This is a genomic window from Streptomyces sp. ISL-36 (assembly GCF_018614205.1).
Classification (GTDB): domain Bacteria; phylum Actinomycetota; class Actinomycetes; order Streptomycetales; family Streptomycetaceae; genus Streptomyces.
In genome coordinates this window covers 1-14,490 of sequence record NZ_JAGGOS010000112.1, presented here as the reverse complement: position 1 = coordinate 14,490, position 14,490 = coordinate 1, and the positions used below count along the sequence as shown (strand labels likewise).

At 72.9% G+C, this 14,490-nt stretch carries 14 protein-coding genes and 1 pseudogene; 7 read left to right on the top strand and 8 right to left on the bottom strand.

From position 1 onward, the window contains the following. Positions 1–35: 35 nt before the first annotated feature. The 6 genes from asnB to J7E93_RS26815 all read left to right on the top strand — a co-directional run bounded on the left by asnB (position 36) and on the right by J7E93_RS26815 (position 7,281). Entirely contained in the window at positions 36–1,847 is a 1,812-nt protein-coding gene (gene asnB / locus J7E93_RS26840; RefSeq protein WP_215072533.1) for an asparagine synthase (glutamine-hydrolyzing), read from the top strand. Positions 1,848–1,897: 50 nt separating this feature from the next. Continuing rightward, positions 1,898–2,956, top strand: a complete 1,059-nt coding sequence (locus tag J7E93_RS26835) for a PrpF domain-containing protein (protein WP_215072532.1) — start codon at positions 1,898–1,900, stop codon at positions 2,954–2,956. Between the two features lie 93 nt (positions 2,957–3,049). Further along, a complete protein-coding gene (locus J7E93_RS26830; protein WP_215072531.1) occupies positions 3,050–3,796 on the top strand; it encodes an SDR family oxidoreductase in 747 nt (248 codons plus the stop codon). A gap of 31 nt (positions 3,797–3,827) precedes the next feature. Beyond that, positions 3,828–5,393 (top strand): class I tRNA ligase family protein, encoded by a 1,566-nt coding sequence (locus J7E93_RS26825; RefSeq protein WP_215072530.1) that lies wholly within the window; start codon positions 3,828–3,830, stop codon positions 5,391–5,393. A 173-nt stretch (positions 5,394–5,566) separates the two neighbouring features. Then, positions 5,567–6,883 (top strand): D-inositol-3-phosphate glycosyltransferase, encoded by a 1,317-nt coding sequence (gene mshA, locus J7E93_RS26820; RefSeq protein ID WP_215072558.1) that lies wholly within the window; start codon positions 5,567–5,569, stop codon positions 6,881–6,883. Between the two features lie 200 nt (positions 6,884–7,083). Continuing rightward, positions 7,084–7,281 (top strand): hypothetical protein, encoded by a 198-nt coding sequence (locus J7E93_RS26815; RefSeq protein WP_215072529.1) that lies wholly within the window; start codon positions 7,084–7,086, stop codon positions 7,279–7,281. Positions 7,282–7,396: 115 nt separating this feature from the next. Here J7E93_RS26815 and J7E93_RS26810 read toward each other — a convergent pair whose 3' ends face one another. The 7 genes and pseudogenes from J7E93_RS26810 to J7E93_RS26780 form a co-directional block, all read right to left on the bottom strand. Next, positions 7,397–8,452: a helix-turn-helix transcriptional regulator gene (locus J7E93_RS26810; protein ID WP_215072528.1), complete on the bottom strand. Its 1,056-nt coding sequence runs from the start codon at positions 8,450–8,452 to the stop codon at positions 7,397–7,399. Positions 8,453–8,568: 116 nt separating this feature from the next. After that, positions 8,569–9,594: a helix-turn-helix domain-containing protein gene (locus J7E93_RS38155; RefSeq protein WP_215072527.1), complete on the bottom strand. Its 1,026-nt coding sequence runs from the start codon at positions 9,592–9,594 to the stop codon at positions 8,569–8,571. A 212-nt stretch (positions 9,595–9,806) separates the two neighbouring features. Next, entirely contained in the window at positions 9,807–10,238 is a 432-nt protein-coding gene (locus tag J7E93_RS26800) for a Fur family transcriptional regulator (RefSeq protein WP_215072526.1), read from the bottom strand. 84 nt (positions 10,239–10,322) lie between these two features. Further along, positions 10,323–11,216 carry a cyclopropane-fatty-acyl-phospholipid synthase family protein gene (locus J7E93_RS26795; RefSeq protein ID WP_215072525.1) on the bottom strand — a complete coding sequence of 298 codons (894 nt, stop codon included), beginning with the start codon at positions 11,214–11,216 and terminating at the stop codon, positions 10,323–10,325. A gap of 309 nt (positions 11,217–11,525) precedes the next feature. Next, a complete protein-coding gene (locus J7E93_RS26790) occupies positions 11,526–12,005 on the bottom strand; it encodes an N-acetyltransferase (RefSeq protein ID WP_215072524.1) in 480 nt (159 codons plus the stop codon). Between the two features lie 137 nt (positions 12,006–12,142). Next, entirely contained in the window at positions 12,143–13,054 is a 912-nt protein-coding gene (locus tag J7E93_RS26785; protein ID WP_215072523.1) for a M48 family metalloprotease, read from the bottom strand. 428 nt (positions 13,055–13,482) lie between these two features. Then, positions 13,483–13,845: pseudogene (locus tag J7E93_RS26780) on the bottom strand (BlaI/MecI/CopY family transcriptional regulator); the annotation flags it as partial. Between the two features lie 131 nt (positions 13,846–13,976). Here J7E93_RS26780 and J7E93_RS26775 point away from each other — a divergent pair. Further along, a complete protein-coding gene (locus J7E93_RS26775; RefSeq protein ID WP_215072522.1) occupies positions 13,977–14,132 on the top strand; it encodes a hypothetical protein in 156 nt (51 codons plus the stop codon). Positions 14,133–14,151: 19 nt separating this feature from the next. Here J7E93_RS26775 and J7E93_RS26770 read toward each other — a convergent pair whose 3' ends face one another. Further along, a complete protein-coding gene (locus J7E93_RS26770; RefSeq protein WP_137994181.1) occupies positions 14,152–14,433 on the bottom strand; it encodes a metal-sensitive transcriptional regulator in 282 nt (93 codons plus the stop codon). Between the last annotated feature and the right edge of the window lie 57 nt (positions 14,434–14,490).

Below are 14,490 nucleotides of genomic sequence, written 5' to 3'. Positions count from 1 at the left end.
GCGGTGGAGCCGCAGACGAACCGGAGGCGACCGGCATGTGCAGGATTTTCGGCTCCTTCGCCGCCGGGGCGGTCCGCCCCGAGCCGGCCGAGCTCTCGGCGGTGTCGGCCCGCCAGCGCCACGGCGGTCCCGACGAGCACCAGGTGCTCAGCGGGGCCGGCTGGTCGCTGGGGTGCGACCGGCTCGCCGTCACCGACCCCTGCGGCGGGCAGCAGCCCTACCGGCTGCCGCACCTGCCCGGCGTCCTCGCCGTCCTCAACGGCGAGATCTACAACCACACCGAGCTGAGGCGGCACCTCGCCTCCCGCGGTCACCGCTTCCCCGACCGCTGCGACGGCAACGTGCTGCCCGCGCTCTACGCCGAGTACGGCCCCGCCTTCGCCGAGCACCTCGACGGCATGTTCGCCGTCGCTATCCTCGACCTCAGGGCCGGTGGCCCCGGCCCCCGACTCGTCCTCGCCGTCGACGACATGGGCATGAAGCCGATCCACGTCCACCACGACCCTCACGACGGATCCCTCCGCTTCGCCTCCGAGATCCCCGCGCTCCTCGCCTTCGACGGCGTACGGATATCCCCGCGCGAGGACTCCCTCGACACCGTCCTCGCCACCCGTACCTCCTTCTCCACCCACACCGCGCTCGACGGCATCGACGTGCTGCCGCCGGGCGCCACAGCGGTCGTACGGCCCGGCTGCGCGCCCTTCGTCCGGCGCCGGGCCCCGCGCCCGGCCGCGCCGGTGGGCGACGCGCAGGACGTCCTGCGGCGCGAGGTGCGGCGGCTCGCGCGCTCCGACATGCCCGTCTGCGCGATCACGAGCGGCGGGCTCGACTCCGGGCTCGTCACCGCGCTCGCCGCCGAGTACGCCCGGGAGAGCGACGCGCCCCCGCTGCACACCTTCCACCTCACCTACCGTGGCAAATGGCCCGACTCCGAGGCCGCCCACGCCCGTTCGGTGGCCCGCCGCGCCCGGACCACCCACCACGAGGTCGCGCTCGACCCCGACGAGCTCGGCTCGCTGCTGACCCGTACGGTCCGCCATCTCGGCCAGCCCAACGCCGACCCCATCGCGCTCTCCACGTACGCCCTCTTCCGCGCGGTACGGGAGGCCGGCTTCACGGTCGCGCTCACGGGGGACGGCGCCGACGAACTCTTCGGCGGGTACGAGCGGATGCGTGCCGCGCTCGACGCGCCGGAGGGCGCGGACTGGGCGGGGGCGTACGCGGACGCGCTGTCGGCGGCGCCGCGGATGCTGCGCGAGCACCTGTACACCCCGGCGTACCGCGCCTACCTCGCCGACGAGGGTTCGGCCGCCGACCGCATCGAACAGGAGCTGCGCTCGGCGGAGGCGGTGGGCGCCGACCGGCTGACGGCGATGACCGCGTTCGAGACGCGGTGGCGGCTGCCCGCGTACCACCTGCGGCGCCTGGACCATCTGTCGATGGCCTGGGCGGTCGAGGCGCGGCTGCCGTTCTGCCAGCCGGGTGTGGTGGCGTACGCGCGCTCGCTGCCGCCGTCGGCCCTGCGGGGGAAGCGGGCGCTGTACGAGGCCGGGCGCGAACTGCTGCCGGCGTCGGTCCTCGGCCGTCCCAAGCAGCCTTTCACCCTGCCGATCGCGGCCATGCTGGCGCCGGGCGGTCCGCTGCTCGACACGGTCCGCGAACTCCTCTCACCGGCCCGCCTGGTCCTCGGCGGCAAGGTCCGCGCCGACCGTGTCCGCAAACTCCTCTCCCGCCACCTCGAACGGCCCTCGCAGCGCGACGCGCTGGCCCTGTGGGGGCTCGCGGTCCACGAACTGTGGTCGGACGTCGTCCAGGGCATGCGGATCCCGGTGGGCTGTGCGGCGTGAGGGTCCGCCCGGGTGGCGGGCCCGGCCGTGCCGGGCGGGGGAGCGGGCGCGTGATCGCCGCCGTCGTACGGGCCGAGGACGCCCCCGGACCCACCCTCGTGGTCCAGCTGTCCCAACTCCCCGCCGGAGCGCTGGCCCTGCGCGGTGAGCTGACGGCGCTGCGCCGGGCGCTCGCGGCCACGCCGTACGCACGGCTCAACAAGATCGCGCTGTACGGGCCCTCCGCCCGCCCCGGGCACGATCTCGACTACCGCTTCGTCCAGGCCCTGCCCGACGGCGGCTTCGACTTCCGCACGGGGTGCGGGCACTCGCTGCTGGCCTGCGTGGTGGCCGGCGCCCACCCCGGGCCGGTCACCGTCCGTGCCGTCACGACCGGCGACGACATCCGGTGCGAACCGGAGCCGGAGCCGGGACCGGAGCCGGGACCGGAGTCCGGGTGGGAGCCGGGGCCGGAGCCCGGGCGGGAGTCAGGGCCGGGGCCGGGACCGGGACCGGAGTCCGGGCCGGACTCAGCGCTGCAGCCGGGACCGGGGCCAGGGCCGGAGCCGAGGCCGCGACCGGAGTCCCCGTACGCGCCGCCCGCCGCCCACACCCTCCGCTTCCTGCGGCCTCCCGACGCCCCCGGCACACTCCCCACCGGACGGCCCCTCGACATCGTCGACGAGCTGCCCGTCTCCCTCGTCCGGTACGGGAATCCGTACGTCCTCGTCGACGCCGCCCACCTCGGCCTCCGCACCGCCGAGGAACTGTTCCGGGCCGGGGACGCCACCCTGCGCCGCCTCCTCGCCCTGCGCGCCGAGGCCGCCCGCCTGCTCGGTCACCCGCCGCACTCCGCCCTGCCCAAGGTCGCCGCCTTCACCGGGGACGGAGCCGTCCGCGCCCTCACCGTCGGCGGCTGGCACCCCCGGCTCGCCCTCACCGGGGCCGCCGCACTCGCCACCGCCGCACACCTCGAAGGGACCGTCGTGCCCCCTCTCGACGGGCCGCTGCGCACCCCCGGCGGGCCCGTCACCGTCTCCGCCGGCCCCCGCGGCGTCGGCGTCCACCACAAGCGGGCGACCGTCCTCGACAGGCTGGAACTGCCGTGGCGTATCCACGCAACGGCGTGAACGCGCACCCCTCTCACCAGGCCCCGGCGCCGTTTCCTCTGCCACGCTGAATTCGACCGCATTCGCCCGCCGGGCAGGGGAGAGCAGACGAGCATGAAATTCGAGAATCTGCGTGTCGTCGTGACCGGAGCGTCCCGCTATTTCGGTCGCGCACTCGCCGTCGGATTCGCACACCTCGGTGCCGAGGTGTACGTCTCGGCCCGTACCGTCGAGGCCGCCGAGCGGACACGTACCGAAGTCATGGGATCCGCCCGTGACCGCATCCACGCCTTCGGCTGCGACCTCAGCAGGCCGGCCGAGATCCGGGAGTTCGCCGCCCGGGTCGGCGAACACACCGACCGCGTCGACCTGCTGGTCAACAACGGCGCCCGCTGGCTCGACGGCATGGACCTGGAGGCGGCCAGCGACGACGAGATCGTGGAGACGATCGAGTCGACGGCGGGCGGCACCGTCCTGATGGTCAAACACTTCCTGCCGCTGCTGCGCGGCTCGCTGCGCCCGGACATCGTCAACATGGTGGCGGTGCGGGACGCCGAGGGCGCCTCCGCCGCCACCGCGGGCGTCGCCCATGAGGCCTTCTGGACGGCCAAGAGCGCGCAGGCCGGTTTCGCCGACATTCTCTCGCGCCGCCTGCGGCCCTCCGGTGTACGGGTCTTCTCCCTCTACCCGCCGGATTTCTCCACGTCGGATCCGCGGTTCGCGGAATGGGACGGATCGAATCCGGACGGAATAGCGCCGGACGAGAAGCTGACCACCCAGGCGCTTTTCGAATGCATTGTCTACGCGGTCGAGCAGCCTCGCGATTGCTTCATCCGTTCCTTCCACTTCGAACCTCGCTGAGCTCACCGCACCACAGCGTCAAGGAGGTCCCATGAGCACCCCTGTCTGGATCACCGCGACCCCTCCGGCCACCCACGGCGAACTGCACATCGGTCACCTCGCGGGGCCGTACGTCGCCGCCGACGTCCTGAGCCGTTTCCTGCGCGCCGAGGGCGAGCCCGTGCGGTTCACCACCGGCACCGCCGACCACGCCAGCTCCGTCGAGGTCAGGGCCCTGCGCCACCACCGCAAGCCCGAGGAGGTCGCCGAGGGCTACCGCGCGGCGATCACCGCCGACTGGCTGCGCTCCGGCGTGGAGTTCGACCACATCGTCCGGCCGCGCCGCGACCGCGGCTACAGCCGCTGGGTGCAGGACCTCTTCAGCCGTCTGTACGCGGACGGTGTCATCGCCCCCCGTACCCGCCTGCTGCCCTACTGCGAGCCGTGCGAGCGCTGGCTGTACGGCGCGCACGTCACCGGCACCTGCCCGCACTGCGGCGCGGCGAGCGACGGCGGGATGTGCCACGAGTGCGCCCGCCCCAACGACGGCGGCGACCTGATCGCGCCGCGCTGCTCGCTCTGCGACACCCCGGCGCTCGCCAAGCGGTGCCGGCGTCTCTACGTCCCCCTCGAACCCTTCCGTGAGACGCTCGCCGACTACTGGGCCGCGGCCGGGCTCCCGCCCCGCCTCGCCGCGCTGTGCGAGTCGCTCGTCGAGGACGGGCTGCCGGACATCGCGGTCGGCCACCCGGCCGACTGGGGTCTGCCGGTGCCGGTCGAGGGCTTCCCCGACCACCGTATCGACGGCTGTTTCGAGGCCGCCGCGATGCACCTCTTCGGCTACGACACCAAGGGTCCGCTGCCCCGCCGCGCCATCCACTTCTGCGGCTTCGGGCACGCCTTCTGCCACGCCGTGCTGCTGCCGGTGCTGCTCCTCGCCCAGGACATCAAGCTGCCGCAGGACTTCTGCGTCAACGAGTCGTACGTCGTCCAGGAAGGCGTCCAGGAGGGCAACGTCTGGGCGCTCGACCTGCTCACCGAGTACGGCTCCGACACCCTGCGCCGCCACGTCCTGCAGGCCCGCCCGACCGGCCGTCGCACGGTCTTCCACCGCGACCGGCTGGCCACGGCCCGCCAGGAGCTGGACGAGAACTGGAACAGCTGGCTGTCGCGGCTCTTCACCTCCGTACGGGAGGAGTGCGCGGGTCTCGCCCCACAGGCGCTGCCCGGCGGCACCGGCTGGGAGGTCCTGGAGCGGCGTCTCGGCCGGGGCGTGGAGGATCTGCGGGACGCGTACGGCCCCGACGCCTTCGACCCGCGCCGGGCGGTCGCCGTCCTCGACGAGATGGTCCGCTCGGTGGCCGACTTCGGCCATGTCAACGCCCACGAACGCTGCCGGCCCACCACCGCGTGCCGCCATCTGCCCGCCCTGGCCGCCCAGTTGGCGGTCGCCTCGGCCCTGTCCGCATGGGCGCGGCCGGTGATGCCGGAGGGCGCCGACCGGCTGGCCGCCGCGCTCAAGGTGGAGCCGGGGCGGGCGATCGACGTGTCGGCGCTGAACGCGCCCCTTCCGGGGACCCGGCTGGCTCCGCCGTCCGGCCCGGTCTTCGGTTTCTGAGCCACCCGTACCACCGCCACGACCGGTGGCACCGTCTCCACCCGTACCACCGTCACACCGTCACCACCTGTACCACCGTCACCGCCTTTCCTCCTCACCGCCGCGTGGCCGTGCGCGACGCAGGGACACGTGGCCCACCCTCACAGGAGCCCCACGTGTCCCTGCGCGTCGCCATGCTCAGCGTCCACACCTCCCCGCTCCACCAGCCCGGTACCGGGGATGCCGGCGGCATGAACGTCTACATGGTCGAGCTCTCCCGAGCCCTGGCCGAACAGGGCGCGGAGGTCGACCTCTTCACCCGCTGCCGGGGCGAGGGCCGCCCCGCGCTCGTCGATCTCGCCCCGGGGGTACGGGTCCGCCATCTCCACGCGGGCCCGCGCCAGGCCCTCCCCAAGGAGGCCATGCCCGACCTCGTCGTGCCGTTCTCGCTGGCGCTGCTCAAGGAGCGGCGGCGCTACGACCTGGTGCACTCCCACTACTGGCTCTCCGGGCAGGCCGGCCGGATCGCCTCCGTCGGCTGGCGGATACCGCTGGTCCACACCGCCCACACCCTGGCCAAGGTCAAGAACGCGGCTCTGGCGGCGGGTGACACCCCCGAGCCCGAGCTCCGCATCCGCGGCGAGCACCAGGTGGTCGGGGCCGCCGACCGGCTGATCGCCAACACCGCCGACGAGGCCGAGGCGCTGCGGTCGCTCTACGGGGCGGAGCCGCCGCGCACGGAGGTCGTCCGGCCGGGGGTGGATCTGCGGACCTTCGGCCCCGGCGACGGCCGGGCCGCCGCACGTGCCCGGCTCGGGCTGCCGGCTGACGCCTTCGTCCCGCTCTACGCGGGCCGCATCCAGCCCCTCAAAGGCCCTGATGTGCTCGTACGGGCGGTGGCGGAGCTCCTGGCGATGGCGCCCGACCTGCGCCGTCGGCTGCTCGTGCCGGTGGTGGGCGGGCACTCGGGGGCGACCCGGCAGGGTTCGGCCTGGCAGCTGGCGGCGGAGCTGGGCGTCACCGATGTGCTGCGGCCCTGTCCTCCCGTACCGCAGGAGCGGCTCGCGGACTGGTACCGGGCGGCGGACGTGCTCGTGGTGCCGTCGCGGAGCGAGTCCTTCGGTCTGGTGGCCCTGGAGGCGCAGGCGTGCGGGACTCCCGTGCTCGCGGCGGCGGTGGGCGGGCTGCCGACAGCGGTGTGGGACGGGGTGACGGGGATGCTGGTACGCGGCCACGACCCGGTGGAGTACGCCCGCCGGCTGCTGTGGCTGGCGGCGCATCGGCAGGCGCGGACCACGATGGGGGAGGCGGCGGTCCGGCACGCCCGGGGGATGAGCTGGCGGGCTTCCGCCGCTCGGACGATCGAGGTCTACGAGGCCGCGCTGGGGGAGGCGGGGAGCAGCGGGGCGCGGGGTGGGGCAGGAGCGGCGGCACGCTCCTGCCCCGGCGGCCCCTCTCTCCTGGAGGAACGAGAAGGCCGTACCACAAGCCTAGCATCTCTTTTGGTCTAACCAAAGGTATGGGGGGCTCCGGATCCCTTAATTCCGTTGCCACCGTGGCACATTGACGCATCCACGCCATGGCGAGTCCACGCATGGAGAAACTCTGGATCCGTTTCCCGGGGCGGGCCAATATGGAGATGTCTTCAGGGAGCGCCCGGCGGCACGGGCCCCCAGAAGGCGGAATTCACATTCCAACTCCTGGAGGAATCATGTCTGCTGTGCGTATCGCCGGTGTTCGCAAGACCGTCCGCCAGTTCTCCGTCGCGGTCGTGGCGTGTATGGCCGTCGCTGGCGGTGCTGCCCTGGTCGCCGCCCCCGACTCCGCCTCCGCCCCCGTCTCGCAGCAGGCCGGCGCGGAGAACGACTGGCCCAAGGCCTCCCCGACGCCGGTCGCCCCCACCAACTGAGGCACCGACGAGCTGAATTCAGCTGGGGAGTCAGCGGGTATCAGCTGGAAACAGGACGGCCCCGCAATCGCCGCACGGCGATTGCGGGGCCGATCGTATTTCCCGGAACGGTTTCTCAGTCGAGCCAGCCCAGCCGCACGGCACGCACCCCGGCCTCGAATCGGCTCGACGCCCCCAATTCCTGCATGAGTTCGGAGAGCATGCGGCTGACGGTCCGCAGCGAGACCCCCAGACTCCGGGCGATCTTCTCGTCCTTCATTCCCGAGGCCAGCATCCGCAGAGCCGCCCGCTGCTGCTCGGAGAGCCCGTCGCCACCCCGCTCCGGCACCACGTCGTCCCCGTAGGGCGAGGCGGTGTGCCAGCAGTGCTCGTACAGACCCAGATACGAGCGCACGAGCACCGAACCCCGCGCCAGGATGGCGCCTTCTCGGGGGTCCTGGGGGCGGATGGGGACGAGCGCGAACTGCTGGTCGGCGATGATCATGTTCATCGGGACGGCCGGGGCGAGTCTGATCTCCACTCCCAGCTCGACGCGCCGGCGCAGGAACTCCGCCATCTCCGGCCGGCCGACGTCCCGCTGTTCGTAAATGGCGCGTACGCGCACCCCGTTGGCGAGCTGGCGGCGGTCCCGGTCCAGCATGCGCTCCGGGATCTGCCGGGTCGGTCCGCCCGGGTGCATCGAGGCCGAGCTCTCCTGCATCACATCGGTGATGTCCTCCAGCACCTGCTGGATACGGCGGTAGTCGGTCAACGCCTCGACCTCCACCTCGGAACGGGTCAGCGCACCGGCCCGGAGGAACGTGCCCGCCAGGATCTCGAGCGTGCTGTACGCCTTGTCCGCCTCGGCGAGATGCTCACGCAGCCGCTCGCGCTCCCGCTCCAGGAGCCGCAGCAGGGCGATCTCCGGGTCGACCGCGGCCACCGTGTCCGATTCGGGACGCCAGTTGCCGTCCCGTACATCGGCGACGGTGGCGTGGATGGCGTTCGTCGGAACGATCAAACCCAGGGAGGTGAGTTCGGCGCGACATCGTTCGAATTCCTCCGGCGCCAGCTTCAGCTCCGCGTAGGCCTCCTCGAAGCTGGACACCCCGCGGCGTCGGAGCTCCTGATAGAGGGCCAGTACCGCCGCCTCGGTCGCGTGTTCTCCGATGCCGTCGCCCGTCGTGACCATGGCGAAGTGACCCCCCTCGTCCGTCCCGAGTCGCCCCGCTTCACCTTGTCACACGGCTCGGCGGGAGTCCTTCATGCCGATCTTGGATGTGTCGTGCGTCACGTGAACTCCCGGTGTCAGGCCTCCGGTTCGCGTGGATCGACGCCGTCGAGCAGACCGAGCCGGGCCGCCTTCACGCCGGCCTCGAAGCGGCTCGCCGCGTCCAGCTCCTGCATGACCTCGGAGATCAGCCGGCTGACCGTCCGCAGGGAGACCCCGAGGTTCTTCGCGATCTGCTCGTCCTTGATGCCGGAGGCGAGCATGTGGAGCGCGGCCCGCTGCTGGTCGGAGAGCCCGTCGCCGCCGTGCTCGGCCGTCCCCTCGTCGCCGTAGGCGGTGGCCGCGTGCCAGCAGTACTCGTACAGCGCGAGATAGGAGCGGACCAGGCCGGGGCCGCGCGCGAGGTTCGTGGCGGAGTCCGGGTCGTGCGGATCGGTCGGCAGCAGCGCGAAGTTCTCGTCGGCGAGGACCATGTTCATCGGCACGACAGGGGAGAACCTGACCTCCACCCCGAGGGCGGCCCGCTCCTCCAGATGCTGCCCCATGTCCGGTACGGAGGTGATCCGGCGGCTGTACATGGCGCGGACACGCACCCCCCGGGAGGTCCTGCGCCGGTCGCGTTCCAGCTCGTCCGCCATGTCCTCGCGGCGCACGGAGCCGGTGTGCATGGAGTGGACGGCGGTGCGCACGGTGTCGGTGAGCCTGGCCAGTTCCTGCCGTACGCGCTGCGGATCGGTGACGATCTCGACCTCGACCTCGGAGCGGGGGGCGCTACCGGCCCGCAGGAAGGGGCCGGCGAGGGTGGCCAGGGTGGTCTGCGCCCGGCTGGTCTCGGCGAGCCGGTTCTCCAGCCGGTCGCGCTCGCACTGGAGGAGGCGGACCAGCGCGATGTCGGGGTCGACGACGGCGTGCGCGTCGGACGCGGCCGGCTCGATCAGTCCGAGGGTGGCGAGTTCGCCACGACATCGCTCCCGCTCGTCGGCGGAGAGGGCGAGCCCGTCCGCGACCTCGTCGAAGGCGGAGGCGGGGCGGGCACGGAGCTCGAGATAGACGGCGAGAGCCTGATCGCTTCCCGTACGCGTTCCGGTGGCGTTTTTGGTCACAGCGCAGCAGACTCCCCTCGGACCCCTGTGGATCCCGTTGAATCGCCCCGCTAGACCCTGCCACAGAATCGAACGCCACGCACGGTGTTCATACGGTCTCAGCTGGGCCGCAGCCGGAACGGAAGCCGGGTTTCGGCCATGTGCCGGCCGGCCTTGCGTCGGCCCTGCCCCGGCTGCGCGCCGGCCGTGCGCCGGCCGTGTCCGGGTCGGGCTCAGCCCGTCGCGCTCTCGCGGGCGCAGTCCGGGCAGAGGCCCTTGAAGACGATCTCGGCCTCGCTCATGCTCCAGTCGGGCAGCGCGCGGCGGGGCGGCTTCGGGGCGTCCGCCTCGACGTTCTCCACCCGGCCGCACTGCACGCACAGGGCGTGCTGGTGCGGCGGGCCGGAGATCTCGAAGACGGCCGGCAGCCCGGGCCGGTCGAACTTGCTGACCAGGCCGGTCTCCTGGAAGTGGCGCAGCATTTCGTACACGGCCTGGCTGGTGAGGGTGCCGAGCCGCTCGCGAGCGGTGGCGGTGATCGCCTCCACGTCGAGATGGCCGGCCGAGGCGAGCACCGTGAGCACCTCGAGGCGCGGACCCGTGACCCGCAGCCCGACATCACGCAGGCGCTGGATCACCGCCTCGCGGCCCGTCAGCTCATCCACGACTGCCATCTTCTCCGCCCGCCCGCCACCTGGTCGGCTCAAACATTTGTGGGCATCGTACCTCTTGCCCCTTCGGAATGGGGGTCAGCCGTCCGTACGGCAGACGAGCAGCACGCTCTCCGTGCGTTCGTCGATACGGTGCCGGCGCCGGCCCTCGATGTGCAGGCCCGCGGAGTGCAGCTCGGCCGCGAGGCGCTCGGGGTCGATGATCCACTTGTCGGTCGTCAGGACGGCCCGCTCGGTGGAGAGCTTGCCGGTCCTGGCCGCGTAGTACGTGATCCGCTCGCTCATCGCGCGCAGGTCGAAGACCTGCCGGGCCACCACCCACTCGTCGATCCCGTCGAACCGGGGGACCTGGAAGGCCCAGGTCCGCTGCGGCTCGGCGATCAGGCCGGGCAGGAGGTGGGAGGTGTAGTCCAGGGCGAGGGCGCCGCCGGTGTCCAGGTGCGAGGCGATCTCGCGCAGCAGACCGGGGCGGGCCCGCGGGGGGACGGCGGACACCATGGCGCCGGCGAGGAGCGCGAGCCGGTAACTGCGCTGCAGGCGGAGTCCGGCGAGGTCGGCCCGCGTCGTCCGGATCAGTTCGGCGACCTGCGGTCCGATGCGCCGGGCCCAGGTCTCGATCCGTTCCAGGGCGGACACGTCCCGGTCGACGGCCTCGACGGCGAAGCCGTGCCGGGCGAAGGGGACGGCGAGCCGGCCCGCGCCGGAACCGAGGTCGAGCACGGGGCCGCCGGTGGTGCGGGCGAGACTCAGATAGCGGACGATGTCCGCGCTGTGCGGGCCGAGAAGGGCGTCGTACAGCCAGATCGACTCCGGGCCGCCGGGGGCGACGGACTCCAGTCCGGGAAGGCTGTCGGACGTCACGCGGATGCCGGCGCCGGGGGGCGGGACGGTTCCGCCGTCGTATCGGGACGGCAGGACCGGCGCGAGCGCTGCGGGCACGACGGGCAGGGATGTGCCGCTCGGTGTGTGCATCCGCTCCTCCAGGGGCTCGCTCGGTCCATGCCGTCCGGGCGGGGCGCCCGTGCCGCCGGGGCCGCGCCGCTGGATCAATCCTGACGGGGGCAGGGGTGCGGGATCCAGCGGATCGGACGGCGTGAACACGCGATGGCGTACTTCGGCCATGCCACGCACTCGGCGGCCGGGCGGCTAGGACAGTCACGGGGTCGCGACACTCAGGGGTTGCGACACTCAGGGGATTGCGGCGCTCGGGGGCTACGGCACTGGGGCGGTTGGGGCGCTCAGGGGGCTACGGCACTGGGGCGGTCGCGGCGACCGCCGGGGTCACAGCGCCCGCGCCAGGCGCGTCGGCGTCAGGGGGCCGAAGCCCTGGTTCTCGTAGAACGGCAGCGCCGGGTCCTCGGGAGTCGGCAGCGTCACCCGCATCTCGCGCGCCCCGAACCGACGCATCCGGTCCGTCGTCGCCGCCAGCAACGCCGATCCCGCCCCCCGCCGGCGTGAACCCTCCGCCACGCACAGCGCGTACAGCTCGCCCTCGCCCGGCACCGGGACCCCGCCCGCGGCCGCGCCGACGATCGCGCCGTCCGTGTCGGTGGCCACCAGCCAGCCCAGCCAACCGGGCGCGCCACCGGGAATTTCAATTTCCGCACGGATACGCGGAAGTGCACATTGAGTGGAGGCCAGACGGCGCGCCGGGATTTCGCCGAGTATTCCGTCGTAGCTGCCCCGAATGACGTCCGCCAGCAGCCTGGATATCGTCGTCGCGTCGGCGGCTGCTGCCGTCCGCACGTCAGCCAGCTGCATTGGTTCGTACCCTTCGACGTGCCGAGCCTGCGCCCCAACATACCCACAATAGCCGGGAATTCAGGCCGATGTGACCGATGCGAAATCTACGAATTCACTTAGTAAATACGTACTGGCCGAGCGCTGAACCGAGTCGATTACCCCGGGATGGAACAGCAGGCGACGATCAACGGTGCCACCGCCGTCGCCGCCGCCGCGATCGTCAACAGGCCCCGCAGGACCGGGTGTCCCGCGCTGTGCGGGGTGAGGATCCTCCGCATGCGCAGCGCCGCCGAGGGCCCGCCCGCCGCGAACGCCTCGCGCGGTGCCCTGCCCGAGGCGAGCGCGTACAGCGCCGTGGCCAGGGCGTCCCGCGAGCAGCGCCGCAACGCCCGGTCGTCGGCGGTCATTTCGAGCAGCAGCGGTACGGCGGTGCCGCCGTGCCGGGCGAGCGGGAGCCGGGGGAACACGGCGGCGAAGGCCTCCGCCGCCGCGACCAGCAGGTGGTGCCGGCCGGCGATGTGCGCCCGCTCGTGCGCGAGCGCCGCCGCCAGCTGGGCCGTCGTGAGCGTGTCCACGGCGCCCGAGGAGACGACGACGCGGCGCGAGCGGCCGGGCAGGCAGTACACGGCGGGCCGGGCGTGGTCGAGGACCGTCGCCCGTAAAGCGGGGTCGTACCGTCCGACCAGCCGCAGCACCCCCGCGTGCCGCAGGCGTGCCCGCCGGGCCCGCAGCAGTTCGCGGACGAATCCGGCGGTGGGTAGGGCGAGGACGGCGAGCGCCAGGGAAAGGGCCAGGCATTCGCGGCCGGTCATTTCGAGAAGGCGGTTGAAGGAGGGGAATTGAAGGGTGAACGCCATGTCCGTCAGCCGGTGACTGATCTTTGCCGGCAGGACGAGCTGCGCGGGGAAAAGGGCGGCGGAGCCGGCGAAGAGGGCGCCGCTGGCCGCCCAGACACCCAGGGCGAGGCGCGGCACCTGCTGGGCCCAGCGGGCGCGTACGAGAAGCCAGGGGATGAGGAGTCCGGAGAGCAGCGCCACTCCGAGCGGCGGCAGCGCGTGATGGTTCACGCGGTGCCTCCGTGGGGGCGTGCGTCGGGGGTGCCGGTCCGCGGGCCGGCCGGCGGGCCGGAGGCGGGGCCGTGGCGTGGGACGTGCTCCGGATCACCCGGGCGGGGATGGGAGCGCGCCGGCGCGGATCCGGTCGTTCCGCCGCCGGTGGGCGGGCCGCCCGCGGCACCGGATCGGTGGAGAGCGGCGGGCCCGGGGGTGGTGGGCCGGTGGCCGCGGACCCGGGGGCCCGTCGGGTCGAGCCGTGGGGAGTCGGCACCTGCGGGGTCGAGCCGTGTGGAGTCGAGCCGTGGGGAGTCGGGCCGCGTGGAGTCGAGAGCCGTGGAGTCGGGGCTCGCTGTGTCGGGCCGTGGGGAGTGGGGATGCGTGGAGTCGAGAGCCGTGGAGTCGGGACTCGCTGTGTCGGGCCGTGGGGAGTCCGGGTCGCCGCCCCCCGTGCCGCGGGCCGCGCGCAGGGCCGCGTCCAGCGCCTCCATGTCCTCGTGGGAGATGGTCTCCACGAAGCGCAGGAGGGCGGCCGGGCGGTCCGCGCTGTCGCCCAGGGCGTCCTGCATCAGGGCGGCGGTGTACTCCTCGCGGCTGCGGACCGGTTCGTACAGCCAGGCCCTGCCCGCCTTCTCGCGGCGGAGCCAGCCCTTGCGGTGGAGGATGTCCGCCACCGTCATCACCGTCGTGTAGGCGACCCGGCGCCCCAGATTGATGTCGTCGACGATCTCGCGGACCGTGGCGGGCCTTCGCCAGGCCCACAGGCGGTCCATTATCTCGGCCTCGAGCTCTCCCAGCCGGCGCACGCGCATCCCCTCCCCCTACGGCCCTGTCCGGCCGGTCTTGCCGGGCTGATCGACCGGACAGGACCACGGGCAGTTCATCGTACGGGCCGTCCACCCGGCATAGATATACCCCCCAGGGGTACGATGGCGGGATGTCGACCCTCATGACGAACCGCCCCTGCGCGAAGGTCTGCGGCCCCGGTCTGCCCGGTTCGGCGGAGCTGGTGCTCCTTCGGCAGGTGCTCGGGCTCTGTCTCCGCCTGAGCGTCACGCTGTCCGCCGACTGCCCTTCACGCAAGAGCGGTTGATCCCTCGCCTGGGGGAGTGTCAGGTCCTGATCAGCCGGGCGATGGCCTTGGACGCCTCGCCCACCTTCACCTTCGCCTGGTCCCCGCCCTGGGCGATCGCCTCGGTGACGCAGCAGCTGAGGTGCTCGTCCAGGAGGGCCACGGCGCAGGACTGGAGTGCCGCGTTGATGGCGGAGACCTGGGTCAGTACATCGATGCAGTAGACGTCCTCGTCGACCATCCGCTGCACCCCCCGTACCTGCCCCTCGATGCGCCTCAGGCGCCTGATGATGTCTTCCTTGTGCTGTACGTAGCCGGCCACGGCGGCCTCCTCGGGTGTCCGCAGGGAATGTCAGCGGTCGGTGGCCTGGAAGCCGCG

What these genes read in the sequence shown, in the direction of transcription:
- J7E93_RS26795 (WP_215072525.1), bottom strand. Translation starts at nt 11,216, where the DNA reads ATGCACACACCGAGCGGCACATCCCTGCCCGTCGTGCCCGCAGCGCTC.
- asnB (WP_215072533.1), top strand. Translation starts at nt 36, where the DNA reads ATGTGCAGGATTTTCGGCTCCTTCGCCGCCGGGGCGGTCCGCCCCGAG.
- J7E93_RS26815 (WP_215072529.1), top strand. Translation starts at nt 7,084, where the DNA reads ATGTCTGCTGTGCGTATCGCCGGTGTTCGCAAGACCGTCCGCCAGTTC.
- J7E93_RS26830 (WP_215072531.1), top strand. Translation starts at nt 3,050, where the DNA reads ATGAAATTCGAGAATCTGCGTGTCGTCGTGACCGGAGCGTCCCGCTAT.
- J7E93_RS26790 (WP_215072524.1), bottom strand. Translation starts at nt 12,005, where the DNA reads ATGCAGCTGGCTGACGTGCGGACGGCAGCAGCCGCCGACGCGACGACG.
- mshA (WP_215072558.1), top strand. Translation starts at nt 5,567, where the DNA reads ATGCTCAGCGTCCACACCTCCCCGCTCCACCAGCCCGGTACCGGGGAT.
- J7E93_RS26810 (WP_215072528.1), bottom strand. Translation starts at nt 8,452, where the DNA reads ATGGTCACGACGGGCGACGGCATCGGAGAACACGCGACCGAGGCGGCG.
- J7E93_RS26825 (WP_215072530.1), top strand. Translation starts at nt 3,828, where the DNA reads ATGAGCACCCCTGTCTGGATCACCGCGACCCCTCCGGCCACCCACGGC.
- J7E93_RS26775 (WP_215072522.1), top strand. Translation starts at nt 13,977, where the DNA reads ATGTCGACCCTCATGACGAACCGCCCCTGCGCGAAGGTCTGCGGCCCC.